Origin of the sequence: Sphingobacterium alimentarium (assembly GCF_004342685.1) — a bacterium.
Classification (GTDB): Bacteria; Bacteroidota; Bacteroidia; order Sphingobacteriales; family Sphingobacteriaceae; genus Sphingobacterium; species Sphingobacterium alimentarium.
The window spans coordinates 1-14,772 of the sequence record NZ_SMBZ01000026.1 but is presented as its reverse complement, the minus strand read 5'-3'; the positions used below and the strand labels follow the sequence as shown (position 1 = coordinate 14,772).

General features: G+C 38.5%; 13 protein-coding genes. 6 read left to right on the top strand and 7 right to left on the bottom strand.

The window, feature by feature from the left end:
• Nucleotides 1-124: 124 nt before the first annotated feature.
• Both EDC17_RS10255 and EDC17_RS10250 read left to right on the top strand, forming a co-directional pair.
• Complete coding sequence (locus tag EDC17_RS10255; RefSeq protein ID WP_132777992.1) at nt 125-3,400, top strand: SusC/RagA family TonB-linked outer membrane protein; 3,276 nt, start codon at nt 125-127, stop codon at nt 3,398-3,400.
• Nucleotides 3,401-3,575: 175 nt separating this feature from the next.
• Nucleotides 3,576-5,375, top strand: a complete 1,800-nt coding sequence (locus EDC17_RS10250; RefSeq protein ID WP_243646114.1) for a RagB/SusD family nutrient uptake outer membrane protein — start codon at nt 3,576-3,578, stop codon at nt 5,373-5,375.
• Nucleotides 5,376-5,433: 58 nt separating this feature from the next.
• Here the strand turns inward: EDC17_RS10250 and EDC17_RS10245 are convergent, their stop codons facing one another.
• The 7 genes from EDC17_RS10245 to dnaN are packed head-to-tail and all read right to left on the bottom strand — an operon-like array spanning nt 5,434 to nt 10,230.
• Nucleotides 5,434-5,622, bottom strand: coding sequence for a CsbD family protein (locus EDC17_RS10245; RefSeq protein WP_132777990.1), 189 nt, complete (start codon nt 5,620-5,622; stop codon nt 5,434-5,436).
• A 57-nt stretch (nt 5,623-5,679) separates the two neighbouring features.
• Nucleotides 5,680-6,261 carry a nicotinate (nicotinamide) nucleotide adenylyltransferase gene (gene nadD / locus EDC17_RS10240; protein ID WP_132777989.1) on the bottom strand — a complete coding sequence of 194 codons (582 nt, stop codon included), beginning with the start codon at nt 6,259-6,261 and terminating at the stop codon, nt 5,680-5,682.
• Entirely contained in the window at nt 6,251-6,829 is a 579-nt protein-coding gene (gene gmk, locus EDC17_RS10235) for a guanylate kinase (RefSeq protein WP_132777988.1), read from the bottom strand. The genes nadD and gmk overlap by 11 nt, the downstream gene beginning before the upstream one ends.
• Before the next feature lie 4 nt (nt 6,830-6,833).
• On the bottom strand, nt 6,834-7,709 hold the full coding sequence (locus EDC17_RS10230) for a YicC/YloC family endoribonuclease (RefSeq protein ID WP_132777987.1): 876 nt from the start codon (nt 7,707-7,709) through the stop codon (nt 6,834-6,836).
• A gap of 58 nt (nt 7,710-7,767) precedes the next feature.
• On the bottom strand, nt 7,768-8,406 hold the full coding sequence (locus EDC17_RS10225) for a DedA family protein (protein WP_132777986.1): 639 nt from the start codon (nt 8,404-8,406) through the stop codon (nt 7,768-7,770).
• Between the two features lie 27 nt (nt 8,407-8,433).
• The gene (locus EDC17_RS10220) at nt 8,434-9,093 is read right to left on the bottom strand and encodes a DedA family protein (RefSeq protein ID WP_132777985.1); all 660 of its coding nucleotides are present in this window, start codon (nt 9,091-9,093) and stop codon (nt 8,434-8,436) included.
• 12 nt (nt 9,094-9,105) lie between these two features.
• On the bottom strand, nt 9,106-10,230 hold the full coding sequence (dnaN, locus tag EDC17_RS10215; protein ID WP_132777984.1) for a DNA polymerase III subunit beta: 1,125 nt from the start codon (nt 10,228-10,230) through the stop codon (nt 9,106-9,108).
• A gap of 125 nt (nt 10,231-10,355) precedes the next feature.
• On the opposite strand from dnaN, the gene EDC17_RS10210 reads away from it, so the two are divergent.
• From EDC17_RS10210 to lpxK, 4 genes are read left to right on the top strand one after another with little or no spacing between them, the layout of a single operon-like run.
• Nucleotides 10,356-11,501, top strand: a complete 1,146-nt coding sequence (locus EDC17_RS10210) for a DNA polymerase III subunit (RefSeq protein WP_132777983.1) — start codon at nt 10,356-10,358, stop codon at nt 11,499-11,501.
• A 10-nt stretch (nt 11,502-11,511) separates the two neighbouring features.
• Nucleotides 11,512-12,891, top strand: coding sequence for a PSP1 domain-containing protein (locus EDC17_RS10205; protein WP_207895741.1), 1,380 nt, complete (start codon nt 11,512-11,514; stop codon nt 12,889-12,891).
• A 23-nt stretch (nt 12,892-12,914) separates the two neighbouring features.
• Nucleotides 12,915-13,373 (top strand): gliding motility lipoprotein GldH, encoded by a 459-nt coding sequence (locus tag EDC17_RS10200; protein WP_132777981.1) that lies wholly within the window; start codon nt 12,915-12,917, stop codon nt 13,371-13,373.
• The gene (gene lpxK / locus EDC17_RS10195) at nt 13,370-14,401 is read left to right on the top strand and encodes a tetraacyldisaccharide 4'-kinase (protein ID WP_132777980.1); all 1,032 of its coding nucleotides are present in this window, start codon (nt 13,370-13,372) and stop codon (nt 14,399-14,401) included. The genes EDC17_RS10200 and lpxK overlap by 4 nt, the downstream gene beginning before the upstream one ends.
• Nucleotides 14,402-14,772: the final 371 nt, after the last annotated feature.

Here is a 14,772-nt window from a genome sequence, read left to right as displayed (position 1 = left end):
TCTTCATATAAACGTTAAGCAGACAATTAATAAAAATATTTTAATATATTTATTAACCTAATTATAAATAGGTAACCAATAAAGGAAGGACCGATTAATACTATTAATCAATTTAAACAATCTTATGATCAATAATCTAAACCCCAGTGAAGGATTGAAAAGGTTCGTATGGATTTCAAGCGCTGTAGCATGTTGCTTATGCATCACCACACAATATGGCTTTGCAAAACCTTTTGAACCGCAAAACATCACTTCTGAGCAACAAAATCTTACTGTAAAAGGTACCGTGCGAGATCCACAAACCAACCAACCCATTGCAGGAGTGACGGTAACAGTAGCGGGCACAACAAATGCGACGACTACGAATGTCAATGGTCAGTATGAGTTAAAGAATGTACCCACGGGTGCACAGTTAGTTTTCTCTATGGTAGGTATGCTGCCCATTACGGAGAATGTTAATAATCGTACGACCATAGATATTAACTTAAGCAGTGACAATGAAGCTATTGAGGAAGTAGTCGTTGTAGGCTATGGTACGCAAAAAAAATCTGTTGTATCAGGAGCGGTTACCGCAGTAAAAGGTGATGAATTAGCTAAATCCTCATCCGTTAATTTATCGAATGGTTTGGCGGGACGTCTTCCGGGCGTAACGGCAATACAAAGTAGTGGAGAACCTGGATACGATGGTTCTAATATTCGAATTCGTGGTATAAACTCATTAGCCGGAGGGAACTCCAGTCCACTTATCGTAATCGATGGTGTGCCTAGCAGAGCTGGTGGGATTGACCGTATAAATCCGAATGATATAGAAAGCGTATCTGTCCTAAAAGATGCTTCTGCGGCTATCTACGGCTCGAGAGCGGGTAATGGTGTTATTCTGATTACCACAAAACAAGGAAAATCAGGTAAACCAAACCTCACGTACGATGCCTTTTATGGTATTCAACGGCCCACACGCACGCCAAAGATGGCGGGATCTCCCGAGTATGCGGAAATATTAAATGAACTTAGAATATTCGGTAGCGATCTAAACCCCTCATTGTGGAATGACGCATGGACTGCCCTAAACACAACAGGAACATATACCCGCACCGACAAGAATGGAACTATAGATGCGGCATTCAAGCCTGATGAAATACAAAAATTTAAAGACGGTTCTGATCCGTATCGCTACCCAAATACCGACTGGTTTGATGAGGTTTTTAAGAATTGGTCTCCACAACAAAGGCATAATTTACAAATAAATGGAGGAGGAGAGAACACGGTTTATTTAGCATCCCTCGGTTTTACCAATCAAGATGCCTATTATAAAAAGTCCGCCACAAATTATAATCAATATGATCTACTCTTAAATATTGAAAGTAAAATAAACGATTACCTTACTACCACAATTAGCCTACTTGGAAGAGAAGAAGAGCGAAATTTTCCTACGGTAGGAGCAGGAGATATTTTCAGATTCCTCATGCGTGGACGTCCTAATGAACCGGCATTTTGGCCCAATGGAGAGCCTGGTCCTGCCATTGAATATGGCTATAATCCCGTAGTATCAACAACCGATCTAACAGGATTCAATAAAACCATTGATGATTACTTACAAACTACAGGTAAAATTGACTTCAAAGTTCCTGGAGTAGATGGATTAAAGGTAACGGGTTCAGCGGCATTAGATAAATCTTGGAAAAGAGGCAAGAACTGGCGAACACCTTGGACATTATACAGTTGGGACAAAACCACCCTATTAGAAGATGGTACCCCAAGCCTTATGGGCTCCGTCAGCTCCCCGTTCACCGACGCGCGTTTATCCGAAACTATGGCCAATCGCTTAGGTGTCAACCTAACTGGTATGGTAACTTATGATAAAGTGATTAATAATGATCATACCATTTCACTGTTAGCAGGTATAACCAGAGAGACGGATAAGAGCAGCGGTTTTAATGCTTTTAGACGTTACTTTTTATCTACATTAATCCCTGAATTATCTTTTGGTGAAAATAAAGAACAAACAATTGGTGTAAATGATATATTCTCTCGTGCTCGATTAAGTTATTTCGGACGTGTAAATTACAATTACCAAGAAAAATATCTTGCTGAATTCTTATGGCGTGTAGATGGATCTTATATTTTCCCAGAAAATAAGCGATTTGGGTTTTTCCCTGGGGTTTCTGTAGGGTGGGTATTATCCAAAGAAGCATTTTTCCGAGACAATGTGGAGTTTGTTAACAACTTAAAAATAAGAGGTTCTTGGGGTCAAATGGGAGCTGAGGCATATTATAACGATGCGCTGCAAGAGTTTAGATACTTTACACTTATGAATACTGGTTCTGGTGTATTTAATGATCAAGTGGTTAAAACGCTTTGGGAAGCTAACGTGCCCAATGAAAACTTTACTTGGGAAGTTGCCAATAACACCAACGTAGGTCTTGATGCGACATTCATGAATAACAAATTCTCGTTAACGTTCGATTATTTCTACAATCAAAGATCTAATATTTTGGCACAAAGAATCGCTTCTGTGCCAGAAAGTACAGGAATTCCATCCGCAAACTTGCCACCAGAAAATATTGGAAAAGTTAAAAATGCGGGTTATGAATTTAGCTTAAATTACCAAAACAACATTAATGACTTCACCTTTGGAGTTGGTATCAATGGAGGTTACGCGAAAAACAAAATCTTATTCTTCGATGAAATACCTGGCGCTCCAGAATGGCAACGAGCAACAGGCCGTGTGACGGGCGCTTGGCTACTGTACCAATATGATGGCGTCTTTAAAGACATGGCGGCAGTTGAGGCAAATACGTTAGATTATAGCGCTGTGACAGGAGGGGCCGATTTAAGACCTGGCGACATGAAATTCGTTGACTACAACAATGATGGCAAGATTAACGGTGATGACTTGGTGCGATTAGACAAAAACAGTACACCAACATTTACAGGAGGATTTAACCTTAATGCAGGCTATAAAGGATTTGACTTGACATTATTAATTCAAGGAGCTACTGGTGGATTACAAATGATTGGTATTACCGAATCTGGAGATATTGGAAACTACTTGGACTGGTCTTATCAAAACCGCTGGACGATTGACAATCCAAGCGACGAATTTCCTCGTTTAAGTAATAGAAATACTGCTTATTATCAAGATGGTAGCAAAGCGCTTAATAACACCTATTGGGTAAGAAATAACAATTATTTAAGGTTAAAAAATATTGAGCTCGGTTATACAATAAATCCAGCCATCATTAACAAAATAGGGGTTAAGGGGTTAAGATTATATGTAAATGGTATAAACCTATTTACAGTTGACAAAATTAAGATCTGGGATCCAGAATCAACTAACACGAGTGGTCAATATTACCCGCAAGCGAAAGTTATCAACTTCGGTTTGAAAGCAACTCTCTAATATTTAACCGGTAAATTTATTAAAGATGAAAAAAGAAACATTGAGCCAAATATTTAGAAGGTTTAATACTCAGAGAAAACAGCTATATGCAACTTCTAAATTAACTCTTAAAACGACAAAAATAGTTATAATCGCTTTGTCCGCGATGTCTATACAATCATGCAGTACGGACTTTATGAATGTTTCGCCACCCAATCAGTTGTCTGCTGATGTGGTATGGAACGATGCATTAACGGCACAAGCATATATCAATGATATCTACAATGGTTTTGAGCAAGGAGGTTTTAACGAGCAAATGTTAGCATCAGTCTCCGATGAGGCTATGTTTACACACCCAGGAAGGGGTATTGATATCGTAAATAGTGGAGCTTCAAACCCAACCTCCCTGGGATGGGTACATGGCACATGGGCATGGGGAAGGATGTATATATACATCAGATTTTGTAATGTCGCTATGCAACAATTGAATAGTGAAGATAATAAAATAACTGATCAAGATTTGAAAGAGAAAATGCTGGGTCAAGTACACTTTTTGAGAGCATATTATTATCAGCAACTTTTACGTTATTATGGAGGTGTCCCTCTAGTAGATAAAGTATATACAATCACTGACGATATGAACATTGCCAGAAACACTTACGAGGAATGTGTCAATTTTATTGTCAAAGATTGTGAAGAAGCGCATCGTTTCTTGAACGGAAAAAGCATGGATAAAGGCCGTGCAACAGCTTTAGCCGCACTAGCTTTAAAGTCAAGGGTTTTGCTGTACGCAGCCAGTGATCAACACGTTTCTACTAAATTAAAAGCAAAGGTAAGCACCATAAGTGATGAAATGATGCCGATTCTAGCGTATACCTCAGGCAATCAACAAGAGCGCTATAGAGCCGCCCAAGCTGCCGCTAAGGAAGTGATGGATGCCTCATCAGGATATAAGTTGAATTTAGCGGCACCTGTAAGTGCAGCAGAGGGTCAAAACAACTATAAAAGTATAGCGATGGGTGCTGGAAGTAAAGCACCGGGCATAGACCCATCTGCCGCTTCGGAATTAATTTATGCGAAATACTTTATTGCTGATGCGAATTATACGCATGGTCTTCATAACGGGCCTAATGGTTACAAAAATTGGGCAGGTAATACCCCGATCGGACTTCTTGTAGATGATTATCAAATGATTGATGGCTCATCATTTAGTTGGAACAATGCTGCACACAAAGCTGAACCATATAAAAATAGAGATCCTAGATTTTATGCTACAATATTATATGATGGTGCGGGCTGGAAACCTAGAGAGAAGATTTCTGGAAATATTGACCCGGCTAATCAGATACAAACCGGTACATACGATATTCTGGACGGTGGTACTGTCAAAACTATTCCAGGAATTGATACTAGAGGTGGAAGTGTAGAAAGTTGGAATGGTAGCTGGACCGGTTATTATTATCATAAGTTTATTGACCCAGATCCAAATATTGTCGACGCGAATAATTTCCAACTAGTTCCTTGGCCTTTCTTTAGGTATACAGAAGCCATATTAAATTATGTAGAAGCTAGTATTGAATTAGGTGAGACAACTGTAGCTAGAGATTGGTTGAACAAAATTAGATTCAGAGCGGGTATGCCTGCGATTACTACTACCGATCAAAATCAATTAAGAGATATCTATAGACATGAACGTAGAATTGAGATGGCTTATGAGGAGCATCGTTACCACGATGTGCGAAGATGGTTAATTGCTGCGGAGACTGTAGGACGTAAAGTGACGTATATCAAAATAACAGGCAAATTCAAGCCTGGTAAGACAATGACAGCACCTTATCGTCATGACCCGACTGTATATGACTATACGTATACCCCCGTAGTTGATAATTCTCAAGAGAATAGATCTTGGAACAATAATTTATACTTCAGACCTCTGCATAGAGATGAATTGAATAAAAATAATTTATTAAAACAGAATCCTGGTTATTCTGAATAGATTTTAAACAATAAAACCCTCCAAAATTGGAGGGTTTTATTGTTTAAATATTTTTCGATTAGCCTAAGCCTTTCAACCAGTCTACGACTTCTTCTCTGGCTTTACCTAATTTTTGCTGAAGGCGACCTAATAACTCGTCATCTTTGCCTTCTTCATATTTCAAATCGTCATCTGTAAGTTCAGCATATTCTTGCTTTACTTTACCTTTCAATTCGTTCCATTTTCCTTTTAAATCTAATTTATCCATGTGTATTACCTCCTTTATTATTTAGTAGTACAACAAATCGATTTAGATTTTGTTTTTTTATAAGTACAGACCCTTCTTATCTATAAACTCAGCTACTTTGTCTGGCGTATAGAATTTTATACTTTTATTTTCTTTGATTGCTTGACGCAAAAATGTAGACGACAATTCCATCACCGGTGTATCAGTCATCTGTACCGAAGGATGCTCTTTCATTTCGACGGCATCATAGCCCGGTCGAGGGTAGACGATGATTTTATAATCACGGAGAATAATATCCGCATTCTTCCACTTGCGAAGACTCTGCAGATTGTCCTCACCCATTATCAGCACAAATTCCTTCTTTGGGTGTTTTTCCTGCAGATAGGTCAGCGTATCGATCGTGTAGGACGGTTGTGGCAAGGTAAATTCGATGTCGCTGGCGCGTAATTTGTCCGCTCCTTCAATAGCCAGGTTGACCATCTCTAGACGATCGTACATATTTACCAACGATTTCTTCTCTTTGAAAGGATTTTGGGGAGATACGACAAACCAAACTTCATCTAATTCTGTAAAATTAGCCATATAATTGGCAATGATTAAGTGCCCAACGTGAATGGGATTAAACGAGCCAAAAAATAAACCAATTTTTTTATTTGCCATTATTAGAAAGGAAATCTAAAACCAACTGTTCTGCTTCTGCTTTCGCAGTTTCTAACTCAAAGTTGTTGAGAATGAAATCAAATTTATCAGCAAAACTCAACTCATGTTCGGCCTTGGCATAGCGTTCCTGCAATTTTTCTTCCGAGTCAGTGCCTCTGCCCGCGAGGCGTTGCTTCAACACCTCCAAAGATGGCGGATTCACAAAAATGGCTAATGCTTGATCCGGAAATTTGGAGCGAAGACGTAATCCACCCACCACGTCGATATCAAAAATAACATGCTTGCCCAAAGCCCAGATGCGCTCTACTTCCGAACGCAAAGTGCCGTAATACGTACCTGAATATACCTCCTCGAATTCGATAAACTCTTGTTTCGCTACGCGGTGCAAAAATTCCTCTTTCGATATAAAATAATAATCTTTACCATGCACTTCTTCTCCACGAGGCTCACGCGTGCTTGCTGAGATCGAGAACTCAAACTTATCGCTGTACTTGCTTAGTAAATGTCTTACAATGGTTGTTTTACCAGCGCCTGAAGGTGCCGAAAAGATGATTAGCTTTCCGCTCATGTTATTATAGTACGTTTAATAGTTGTTCTTTAATTTTCTCTAACTCTTCTTTCATGCGTACGACGATCTGCTGTATATCGGCATTATTCGCTTTCGAACCCAACGTGTTGATTTCGCGGCCCATTTCCTGAGAGATAAAACCCAATTTCTTACCGTTAGAATCGGCTGAATTAAGCGCCTCAATGAAATAATTACAGTGGCTTCGTAACCTTACCTTTTCTTCTGTAATGTCAAGCTTGTCGATATAGAAAACGATTTCTTGTTCAAATCTATTTTTATCTATATTTTCTTTACCTACAGCCGATTCCATATATTGATTCAGACGCTCACGAATCAATGGAATTCGATCTCCTTCTACACTTTCCACTTCTGTCAGATAATCCAAAATAAACATTACACGCTTCTCCAGATCACCTTTCAGGATATTTCCTTCATCCGCACGAAATGTATTGAATTTATCTACTGCATTGTGAAAAGCTTTCATCAACACTTTGCCTTCTTCTTCATCAATTTCATCGTCATTGGATGAAATCACTTCAGGCATGTTAAGTGCAAGACTGAATAAAGAGGTAGTGTTATCGCCAAGCTCAGCAGCTATCTGTTTGAGTTGCTCGAAATATTTTTTTAATAATTCAGCATTTATAGATGAAGCTTTGGCTGTATGGTCGGTATATTCTGATGAAATCAAAACATTGACTTTTCCGCGCTCGATAAGTTTGGTACACTCCCCGCGCAAAGTCAACTCTTTGTCGGATACGATCTTTGGAAGACGTATGCTTAATTCCAAAAACTTCGAATTAAGTGATTTAATTTCGACAGTGTATTTGACATTTTCATTCTCAAATGTTCCTACACCATATCCTGTCATTGATTTTATCATATGCAAAGGTAGGAAATCTAGAATTAAAAGTAAATTATTTAAAGAATGCCATATGTGATTACCTTTTTCTCTGTTTTATAACTTCAAGAATAGGAGGGATTATGGAAATAAGGATAATAGCGAGGACGACAATAGAAAAGTTCTTTTGGATAAATTCTATTTGACCGAAGAAATATCCAGCAAACAAAAATAACGAAACCCAAAGTATACCGCCCACCATATTGTACTTCCCGAAGTGTGGGCAGGACATTTTACTGATTCCTGCTACAAATGGGGCAAATGTGCGTACAATAGGAACGAAACGCGCATAAATGATTGTTTTTCCACCATATTTGGCATAGAATGCCTCTGTCTTTTGCAGATATTGGGGTTTAAATATTTTAGAATCTTCTTTAAATACACGGAGCCCAAAATGCTTTCCAATTTCATAATTGACAAAATCACCCAAAATAGCGGCTACTATTAAAAGCGTTAGCATTACCATTATATTCAAATCTGTTTCAGGCTTCGCAATGAGCGCTCCCATGGCAAATAGCACCGAATCTCCCGGAAGAAATGGGGTAACGACCAGACCCGTCTCTGCAAAAATAATGATGAAAAGAATCAAATACGTCCAATATTGGTAATCATTTACAATACAAACCAAATGCTTATCAATATGCAATATAAAATCAACTAGCGTACTAATAACTTCCATGTATATAGAAACAAAAAAGGAAGCTTTTTAGGCTTCCTTCTTATTGAAAAATTTTTCTTTCACTACTTCGAATATGATGGGTAGAATCGATAAGAATATGATAATCAATACCACTTTGGAAAAGTTGTCTCTGATCAATGGTATATTGCCTAAGAAATATCCAGCCAATGTAATTCCTACCACCCAAAGAATAGCACCTACGACATTATAGGTGATAAATGTACCGTAGTTCATTCTACCTATACCGCCTACAAATGGTGCAAGTGTACGCACAATGGGCACAAAACGGGCTATTACAATCGTTTTGCTACCGTACTTTTCATAAAAAGAGTGTGTCTTTTCAATCTGTGCGTCTGTGACCATTTGCTTACCAAATAGCTTAAACTTCGTGATACGCATCCCAAAGTTTTTGCCTATCGAATAATTCAATGAATCTCCTGTAATTGCTGCCACCAACAAAATGACAATCATCAACCACACATTCAGCTCATTGGGCTGAGCAGCCAACATCCCTGCAGCAAACAATAATGAATCGCCAGGCAGGAAGGGCATGACCACCACACCTGTTTCCACAAAAATGATAAGAAACAAAATTAAGTAAGTCCAATATTTATAATCATTCACTATCTCGATCAGGTGATCGTCAATATGAAGTATAAAGTCTATTAAAGAATAGATAATATCCAAAACGTCCTACTATTAATTGTAATTATTCAACATCACCGGCATCACCAACATCAGGATGTCTTCATTGTCTGCTTTGACAGCGGGGACCAATAGACCGGCACGATTTGGACTGCTCATTTCTAAAACTACTTCTTCGCAATTCAAGTTATTCAGCATTTCTACCAAAAACTTCGCGTTGAAGCCGATTTCCATGTCATCACCTTCAAACTGACAACTTAGTCTTTCGTGCGCTTCATTCGAAAAGTCTAAATCTTCAGCGGAAATATTAAGCTCCGAACCGTTAATTTTAAGACGTACTTGATGCGTAGTTTTATTAGCAAAGATTACCACACGACGTAGAATATTCAAAAATAATGAACGGTCTACAGTCAGTTTATTAGGATTCACTTGAGGAATTACCGCTTCGTAATCTGGGTAACGCTCATCTACCAATCGACAAATCAAATTAATGCTTCCGAAATGGAAGAATGCATTTGTATTGTTGTATTCAATTGACACGATAGTATCATCAGATGGCAAAGAAGATTTAAGTAAAGTCAACGCTTTTTTGGGAAGAATGATTGAAGCCGATTTTTCTGCTCCTACATCTGTACGGCGGTATCTTACTAAACGGTGTGCATCTGTAGATACAAAAGTGATATTTTGTTCATTTAATTGTACCAACACACCCGACATCGCTGGGCGCAATTCATCATTGCTCACCGCAAATATCGTCTTATTTATCGCTTCTGATAAAATAGAAGAAGCCAATTTAACGGTTGATACATTGTCTACAACCGGAATTTTAGGAAAATCATCTGCATTCTCGCCACTCAGTTTATATTTACCGTCACCCGCGCTAATCTCTATGGCCAAGGTCTTGGTGTCTACTGAAAAAGCCACCGGCTGATCCGGAAGAGTTTTTAGTGTATCAATCAAGATTTTGGACGGCATAGCTACTCTACCTTCTTCTTTTGCTTCTATTGGCAAGGAAGTTACCATACTTGTTTGCAAGTCGGTAGCTGATATAGTTAGCATATTGTCTTTGATTTCAAACAGGAAGTTTTCCAAAATAGGAAGCACAGTGCTGCTGCTTGATGCACCACTGATGGCTTGAAGTTGTTTTAATAAGACTGAAGTGGATACAATGAATCTCATGCTTTTTTGCGATAATTTACTTATATGCAATATTACGCAAATTAAATTTATTTTACCAATCCCACCCTCTTATAGCGACATTATTTATACTATTTTAATTTTGCTACATTTGTGATTAAATATTTATGCAGTTTAGAGACATAATTGGACACCAGGAGGTCAAAAAGCACTTGCTCAATTCGGTTAAAAACAACCGGGTGAGTCATGCGCAGCTATTTTTGGGTCCTGAAGGTTCTGGTTCGCTGGCGCTGGCAATAGCGTATGCACAATATGTCAATTGCGAGAATAAGCAGCCCGATGATAGCTGTGGAGCGTGCAGCTCCTGCCATAAATATCAAAAGCTGATTCATCCCGATCTACATTTCTCCTATCCCTATTATACTTCCAAAGACATTTCTGTTGCGGTGGATGTGGTACAAGATTGGCGAAAAGCTATAAGCAACAATCCATATCTCGGGTTTAACCATTGGCGAGAGCAATTGGACTCGGGAAATAAGCAGGCGAATATTCCCATCAAAGAGGTACACGATATTCTGAAAAAACTGAGCTTGAAAGCTTTTGAAGCAGAATACAAAGTGTTGATCATGTGGCTTCCCGAATATTTAGATAAAGAGGGTAATGCGCTTCTAAAGCTGATTGAGGAACCACCTGCAAAGACCCTGTTCATTCTGGTAGCCGAAAATCAAGAGAAGATTCTAAATACAATCATTTCACGAACGCAATTAATTAAGATTAATAAAATCGGCCACGAGGAGATGAAAAATTATTTAGTCGCTCATCAACAGGTGGATGCAACGGTGGCCAATGAAATTGCTTTTATAGCAGATGGCAATGTGCAGGAAGCCCTGAATCTACTATCCGCCCAAGAGCAAAATAGTAATTTTGCTACTTTTGTGGAGTGGATGCGGAACGTGGTGACTGACAATGGGTACAATATTTTGAACCAGAGTGAGGATATTCTTTCGAAACTAGGGAGAGAAAATCAAAAAAGTTTCTTACTTTATGCAATCAATATGTTTAGACAAATCATATTGATTCAGCAGGGCTTGCGCAGCTTAGTTTTTTTGAAAGAGGCGGAATTAAAATTTGTCGACAGATTTAGTGAGTTATATCAGTTTGAACAATTGACTGAAGCCATTATTTTGTTAGAAAAAGCACATTATGGCATTGAAAGAAATGGTAATCCTAAAATATTATTTTTAGATTTATCTTTGCAATTAGTTTTATTGTTCAAATATCAAACGTTCCCTAAAGGGACTCAATATATATAGAAAGAAAAATATGGGATGTGGCAGTTGCTCGTCCGGTGGTGGATGCGGTACTAGCACCAAATTAGGGACAGTACCAGCAGGCTGTAATAATAACGGCACCTGCATGACCAGCGGATGTAATAAATTAGATGTGTATGACTGGCTTTCCGATATGGATTTGCCATCAAATTATAAACCCTTCAATATAGTAGAAGTTCGATTCAAAGGTTCTCGTAAAGATTTCTTTGTCAATACGGACAATATTTATCTTGAAATGGGCGAAATGGTCGCCGTAGAACCCTCTACTGGCGGATATGATATTGGACACGTATCATTGACGGGTGAATTAGTTCGTCTTCAATTGAAGAAAAACAATGTAAATCCGGAGACTGTAGAAAAGAAAATCTACAGAAAAGCGAATGAAGCTGATGTCGCGAAGTATAATGCAGCCAAAGAATTGGAATGGGAAACGATGCACCGCGCGCGTAAGTTAGCGCTGGATTTGGGTCTTTCTATGAAAATTTCCGATGTAGATTACCAAGGAGACAAAACAAAAGCTACATTCTACTATACAGCAGAAGGCCGTGTCGATTTCCGTGAGCTGATTAAGAAAATGGCGGAAGCGTTTCGCATACGTATTGAGATGCGTCAAATCGGGATGCGTCAAGAAGCTAGTCGCTTAGGTGGTATTGGTTCTTGCGGTCGCGAATTATGTTGTTCGACTTGGTTGACAGATTTCAAGACCGTTTCTACGTCGGCTGCGCGTTATCAAAATTTGTCTTTAAACACATTAAAACTTGCCGGTCAATGTGGTAAGTTAAAATGTTGTCTGAATTACGAATTGGACAGTTATATGGATGCCTTAAAGGATATTCCAAATGATGTCGATCGTATAGAAACCAGAAGTGGTGTTGCCTATTTGCAAAAAACTGACATTTTCAAAAAGACAATGTGGTTTTCGTTCCCGGGTGCAGAAAGCTGGATTCCTTTACCTATTCACAAAGTCAAAGAGCTGGCTGAGTTAAACAAAAAAGGTGAGAAGCCCGAGTCATTAGGACAGACAACCGAGAAGGTAGAAGTCGTTAAACCGGTAATTTTGGATTACGAGAATGTGGTCGGTCAAGATAGTTTGACACGCTTGGACGACAAGAATAGAAAACGTAAGAAGAAAAAACCGAAGAGCAAGACGGGCACAACGGTCAATAAGGCTGAAAATGAAAAACCTGCTCCACAAAGAACAGGAAGACCGGAAAATCCTCAAAATGCGGTGAAAGAGCAGGTAAAACCCGCTTCGGAAGCCAACACTACGGGTGACGGTGCCACAAAATCCGTTGATCCGAAGAAAAGGCGAAGATTCAATAATCGTAATCGTAATAAACCGAATAATAATAAACAAAATGGTGGTGAATAATTTCACCACCTATATTTTTTAATATGAAAAAGTATTTAGCCGTCTTTCTGGTATCTTGTTTATCTACCGCTTGTTCTAATGAGGCTTATTTTGAAGAAAATAAGCCCATCAATAATAGATCGTGGGAATATAGCCAAATACCCACTTTTGAAGTGCATATCGACGACAAAAATGCGAAATACGATGTTTTCATTAATTTGAGACATAGCAACAAATACGATTACTCCAACATCTATCTCCTGCTCCATACAAATGGTAAGGGACTGCCCGACACCGCTTACAGACACGAAATCAAATTAGCTGAACTCGATGGCAAGTGGGTCGGAAAATCATCAGGCTCGCTATACCAAATCCAACAATTGGCCAAGCAAGATTTTTCTTTCCCTGATACAGGAAAATATTTATTTCGTATTGAACAAAATATGCGCGTCAACCCTTTATTAGATGTCAGCGATGTTGGTATTAAAATCATGAAAAAATGATTCTTATTCTGCGATGGATTCTTTTACCCTTTAGCCTCATTTATCACCTTATTATATGGGGCAGGAATCTATTGTATGATAAACAAATATTAAAAAGCAAATCTTTCTCTATACCCACCATTGTCATCGGTAACTTAGCGATAGGCGGCACAGGCAAGAGCCCCATGACAGAGTACCTTATTCGTTTGCTCAAAGAACGTTATAAGGTCAGTACGCTGAGTCGTGGGTATGGACGTAAGACCAAGGGGTTCCGATGGGTAGAAACGACATCTACAGCGTTAGAAGTAGGAGATGAGCCCTTACAGTTCAAACGCAAATTTCCGGATATTACGGTTGCGGTGTCCGAAGATCGCTGCAAAGGGATCCAACAACTGGAGCCCCACCATGACTTAGTGATTCTTGATGACGCTTTTCAGCATCGAAAGCTGAAGGCAGGGCTTTATATTTTATTATTTGATTACCCGTCTTTATTTAAGCCAATCCTTACGCTGCCTACAGGAGATTTTCGCGATGTATTAAGCTCTACCAGACGCGCTGATTTGATTATTATCACCAAATGCCCAGCAGATATTTCGGACAAAAACAAAGCGCATATCGAGCATATTATTCGCAAACATAGTATCTCTCCCATATTCTACACGACAATTGATTACGACCAACCCCGTGACGTAAATAATATTACGTATCCATACGAACTGGAGAATAAAGAAATCGTGCTTTTTTGTGGAATTGCCAATCCGAGTCCTTTGCTTAAATATTTACTTGACAAAGGGAATGTTGTGCATTTACATCAATTTGCCGATCATCACAACTATACGCATGCGGATTTTGAAAAAATCATACAAGCTTATCAGAAGCTGAATAATGAGAACGCCATTATCCTTACGACCGAAAAAGATATGCAACGTGTAGATACGCTATTGTTTGAGAAACTGCCTTTATTCTATATTCCTATTCATCTACAAACGGTGGATAAGCAACAGCATACTTTTGATCATTTTATAGAAAATTACTTAGCTAGATCCTAAAATTCTGACTTCCTGATTCGGAATAACTGCTGTATTTCATTCTTTTTTACCTCCCAGACCTGTTTCCTTTTATTGATTACGATATAAATCCGTTAAAACTTGTTAAATTGTAACAAAAAGGATACACTCGTGCAATATTTTTTGGGTTTTGACTGTTATTAAAGGGACAACAAAATAATAATAGATATACACTAAAATTTTAAATGCTATGAAAAAATTAATTTTAACAGGTCTGAGCTTTTTATTTGCTATCACTTTAACATTTGCGCAAGACTTTGTGAACGGTAAATAATAATGCAGAGTTTTTGGCAATTAGTACTGCAGAGTTTTTGGCAAGAATTACTGCAGAGTATTCGGTAAGAATGAATACA